The sequence below is a fragment of the Lentiprolixibacter sp. genome (genome assembly GCF_982873095.1).
This window is the reverse complement of record NZ_CEYNTP010000218.1, coordinates 1-4713: the sequence shown is the minus strand read 5'-3', so window position 1 is coordinate 4713 and position 4713 is coordinate 1. Positions and strand designations below refer to the sequence as shown.

The following is a 4713-nucleotide window of genomic DNA, read 5'->3' as shown; positions in this document are numbered from 1 at the left end:
AGTTATCGATACCCGTAACCTGATCTATTTTTTGACTATTAGTTTCTTTTTCCTGTTTCTCACCCAGGAATATTTTAAAAAACGTAACCGCTGATGACCAAGAACTTCTTCATCTCGGGTATAAAAGTCCTATTTGGTGTAATACTGGTGAATATTCTGGCTCAGTGGGCCTTCCTGCGTTTTGACCTTACGGAAGACAAGCGCTATACCTTATCTGAGGCCGCCAAGGTAACAGTGGCAAACCTGGAAGGAGCAGTGATAATCGATGTACTACTCGACGGTGACCTCCCCCCGGAATTCCTGCGGTTACGAAAGGAAACAATACAGATCCTGGAAGAATATGCCCAGTCCAATGCAATGCTAACCTACAGCCTGGTAAACCCCCTTGAAGAGGAATCAGCAAACGAGGCCACAATTGCACAATTGCAATCCCTGGGACTTACCCCTGTGAACATTACCGTTGAAGAGAATAACCGGACCACCCAGGAGTTGTTGTTTCCCTGGGCATTGGTCACCTATCAGGAACGCACGGTAAAGGTGCCTTTGCTCAAAAATAGACTTGGGGCAACTTCACAGGAGCGTATAACCAATTCTGTTCAGAACCTGGAATACGCCTTTGCCGATGCCTTCACCAAACTGGGCATCAGAGATAAAAAGCGTATTGCGGTCTTAAAGGGTAATGGAGAATTAGCGGACCCGTATCTGGCTGACTTTCTGACCTCCATACGTGATTATTACAACATAGGGGCGATCACCCTGGATTCTGTGGCTACAAATCCCGAGGGTACCCTTGCCCGGTTAAAGGAGTTTGATCTCGCCCTGGTCGCCAAACCCACTGTACCTTTTACTGAAGAAGAAAAGTACGTACTGGATCAGTATATGGTTAATGGGGGGGCTAGCCTCTGGTTACTGGATCCTGTGGTGGCTGAACTAGACAGCCTGTTTAACAACGAGGGTAAAGCCCTTGCCTATATCAGGGATTTACAGCTGGATGACCTGTTATTCCGATATGGCGTGCGGATAAATCCCAATCTGATCAATGATATGTATTTCACACAGGTGGTGCTTGCAGCAGGAGAAGGGTCTAACACCCAATATAATCCTGTGCCCTGGTATTATCATCCCATGGTTTTTTCAAGGGAAGACCATCCCGTAAACACCAATATTGAAGCGCTCAGGTTTCAATTTGCCAGTTCCCTGGATACCATTTCGAATGGGTATGAAAAAACGATATTGCTACAGAGTTCTCCCCTGTCTAAAGCAGACGGTGTGCCCAGGGAGATCAACCTGGACATGGTACAGGTACCCCCGGAGAAGGAAGCCTACACGAACGGCAACCTTCCTTTAGCGGTGTTAATCGAGGGCGCATTTAGTTCGGCTTATAAAAACAGAGTCCGCCCTCTTGAAGGGCTCAATCACCTGGACCAGGGACCTGAAAATAAGATGGTAGTCATTGGTGACGGGGACCTGATCCGAAATCAGATGCGAAATGGGCGACCCTTGGAATTGGGTTACGACAAATGGACGAACAATTTTTATGGCAACAAGGAATTCCTCGTGAATTGCCTGAACTATTTACTGGAGGATACGGGACTTATAAACATCAGGGCCAAAGACGTCAGTATACCGTTATTGGACCCTGAAAAAATAAGCGCCCAGAAAACAAAATGGCAGCTCGTGAATATAGGGCTTCCCGTTATCCTTACCCTCCTTTTTGGATGGGTCTTTAACAGTATCCGCAAACGTAAATACGGAAAATAACTGTTGATAAGTTTGTGCCTTTCCCGGGCGCAATTCAGATATATGAAATATATTTGTTTTTACTACCTGTGTAAAGGGTATTTACCCCGGTTTCAGGAGTAATTCCAACGAAGCAAAAGCAGCACTATTTATGAAATTTATAGTATCGAGCACCTATTTGTTAAAGCAGTTACAAGTCCTGGGTGGCGTTATCAATACCAGCAATACGCTCCCCATCCTGGATAATTTCCTCTTTGTTTTGGAAAAGAACAAACTGACCGTTTCCGCTTCTGACCTGGAGACAACCATGAGTTCGGTTTTGGAGGTAGATTCTGACCATGAAGGCACTATAGCTGTGCCGGCGCGTTTGCTGCTGGACACCCTGAAAACATTTCCGGAACAACCCCTGACTTTCGTCGTGGAGGATAACAATACAGTAGAGATCAGCTCCAATCACGGAAAGTATGCCCTGGCTTATGCAGATGGAGCAGAATTTCCCAAAGCGGTGGAATTAGCAGATCCTAGTTCAACTAGCCTGATGGGGGATATCCTGGCCAACGCAATCAACAAGACCATTTTTGCAGCTGGCAATGACGACTTGCGACCGGTAATGAGCGGGGTTTTCTTCCAGTTCTCCCCGGACCACCTGACCTTTGTTGCCACAGACGCACATAAACTTGTGAAATATCAGCGAGCAGATGTGCATGCCTCAGAAGTTGCTGAATTCATAATGCCCAAAAAACCACTCAATTTACTTAAAGGCATACTGGCCGGAAGTGAAGAGGAAGTGGCTATTGAATACAATGACAGCAATGCCAAGTTCAGTTTTGAAAATACAGAACTGATCTGCCGCCTGATCGATGGGAAATACCCCAATTATGAAGCGGTTATCCCCAAGGAGAATCCAAACGTCTTAAGCATCTCCAGGACACAGTTTTTAAGCTCTGTAAAGCGGGTTTCTATCTTTTCCAATAAGACAACTCACCAGATCCGGTTAAAGCTGGCTGGGGCTGAATTAAATATCTCTGCAGAGGACATCGATTACAGCAATAAAGCCGAGGAACGACTTACCTGTTCCTATCAGGGCGATGACCTTCAGATTGGGTTCAACTCCCGCTTCCTTGTGGAAATGCTGGGCCACCTGTCCTCAGACGAGGTATCCCTCGAAATGAGCCTGCCCAACCGCGCTGGCATCCTCACTCCGGCAGATGGACTGGATGAAGGGGAAAGCATTACCATGCTGGTCATGCCGGTGATGTTGAATAACTAAAAAATCCGGTTCCCTTTGGAATCCGGATCTTTCAGATTAGCATCAATTCTAGTTATGAAATAAAGGGTATGGTCCCAAAATAACTTGGTGCTTCCCCATTATTGGCGCGTACTGCATTGACTATTGGCATTACAAAGCCAAGGATGGCAGTACCTATAAGGGTCAGTATTCCGAGGCCCAGTAAAAGAATGGCTGGAATACTCAACAATATGTAGAGGATAATACTGAGTTGCAGGTTGACGGCTGCCTTCCCGTGTTCATTCATATCTACGACAGAATTCCTGGTGGTTAACCATATGATCAGGGGAACGATCAGACTTCCAAAACCAATGATATAAGAGAGCAACTGACTCAGGTGGGTAACGACAAGGAGTTGCCTGTCGGTTCTCATGGTGGATTGACTGATAACTTGCATTTTCTGATTGATTTAAAAGATTCTACAGTATTAGTAGCAGAAGTATCTGTTTTGTTACAAAAGGGCAAGTCGACACTTAGTATTACTTCGGATGAGCAAAGAAATAACGGTTGTTCGGATTTTTGGCTAGTGATGCTGAGGCACTTTTATGCTGTTCTTTGAATTTACTGATAAGTGTTCCCTTGCAAATACCGTAAGAATAATGATATTTCAGAATCTCAATGTCGTTTTGGGATAGTTGTTTATCCACCTCAAAACAACTTGAAAGATAATCTTCACAAGGTATATCATCCTGAGTATTAAAATACCCAAGTGAAGCGTAAAACCTCCACTTCATCAGGCTTTGAATATGCTGTGGATTGGTTATCCGTTTCGTATCTATCTTCAAATACCCCTTAGAGATTTTATAATATTGCTCCCAATACACATAATAACCCTCAGGTGAAGTCTGAAGTTTGGGTTCATATTCTTTACTGAACTGGTCATTTACATGGTATATCAAATAATTGGATAAATCCGCACTGTCTACAAAACGAATTCTCAAGGAATCCACCAGATTATCCAGATTGTAAGCAAATGTTTTAAAAGAGTTACTGTATTGCTCGGGAACAGAGGGATCGATATAGACCTTTACCGGTTCTTTCCAAAAACGCATTCTGTTTTTGTTAAGTGAATCGGGATATAAAGATTTCCTGTAAACAATTTCCATATAACTGTCGAGAAAACTATCGCTTTTAGGTTCATAAGGCACCTGAACCATACCGTCTTGTACATATGGTTTATTCTCCATAATTGCCTTCAGTTCCTGAGAACTAGGAATCCTGACATTGTTTTCCTTTACGCTATCCCTGCTATCTGAAAGGGCATTTTGGTTTATCTTTTTATCCTCTAGGATAGTAATGTCTTTTTGTTGTGCATTTCCTGTCAACCATGCTGAGAGCAAGGAAATGACGATTATTTTCCTCATTAAGTCTTATTTTTACTCAATATAATAAGAAAACGCTTACTACCTGGGTGCCCTACCCCGCTGTAATATGAAAGATCTTCCTAATGATACCATAATTGCCACTGCCACAGCACCCGGTATAGGGGCCATCGCTGTACTTCGCGTTTCTGGCGAAGACGCTATTGTGTTAACGAATGAGGTGTTCTCTAGGGATTTAAGCCAGGTAAAGAGCCATACCATACATCTCGGGGAAATCAAAGATGGGGATCGGGTACTTGATCAGGTCCTGGTTTCCCTGTTCAAAGGGCCAAACTCCTATACGGGGGAAAACGTGGTGGAAAT

4 protein-coding genes and 1 pseudogene are annotated in these 4713 nt (G+C 44.0%); 3 read left to right on the top strand and 2 right to left on the bottom strand.

The annotated features are described in order from the left end of the window. Positions 1–93 precede the first annotated feature (93 nt). Positions 94–1761: a gliding motility-associated ABC transporter substrate-binding protein GldG gene (gene gldG, locus AC4E7D_RS11750; protein ID WP_490173984.1), complete on the top strand. Its 1668-nt coding sequence runs from the start codon at positions 94–96 to the stop codon at positions 1759–1761. Positions 1762–1891: 130 nt separating this feature from the next. Beyond that, positions 1892–3010 (top strand): DNA polymerase III subunit beta, encoded by a 1119-nt coding sequence (gene dnaN, locus AC4E7D_RS11745; RefSeq protein WP_490173983.1) that lies wholly within the window; start codon positions 1892–1894, stop codon positions 3008–3010. A 52-nt stretch (positions 3011–3062) separates the two neighbouring features. Here dnaN and AC4E7D_RS11740 read toward each other — a convergent pair whose 3' ends face one another. Both AC4E7D_RS11740 and AC4E7D_RS11735 read right to left on the bottom strand, forming a co-directional pair. Next, the gene (locus AC4E7D_RS11740) at positions 3063–3425 is read right to left on the bottom strand and encodes a DUF4870 domain-containing protein (RefSeq protein WP_490173982.1); all 363 of its coding nucleotides are present in this window, start codon (positions 3423–3425) and stop codon (positions 3063–3065) included. Between the two features lie 82 nt (positions 3426–3507). Further along, positions 3508–4392 carry a hypothetical protein gene (locus AC4E7D_RS11735; protein WP_490173981.1) on the bottom strand — a complete coding sequence of 295 codons (885 nt, stop codon included), beginning with the start codon at positions 4390–4392 and terminating at the stop codon, positions 3508–3510. A gap of 67 nt (positions 4393–4459) precedes the next feature. On the opposite strand from AC4E7D_RS11735, the pseudogene AC4E7D_RS11730 reads away from it, so the two are divergent. Beyond that, a pseudogene (locus AC4E7D_RS11730) lies at positions 4460–4713 on the top strand (tRNA uridine-5-carboxymethylaminomethyl(34) synthesis GTPase MnmE); the annotation flags it as partial.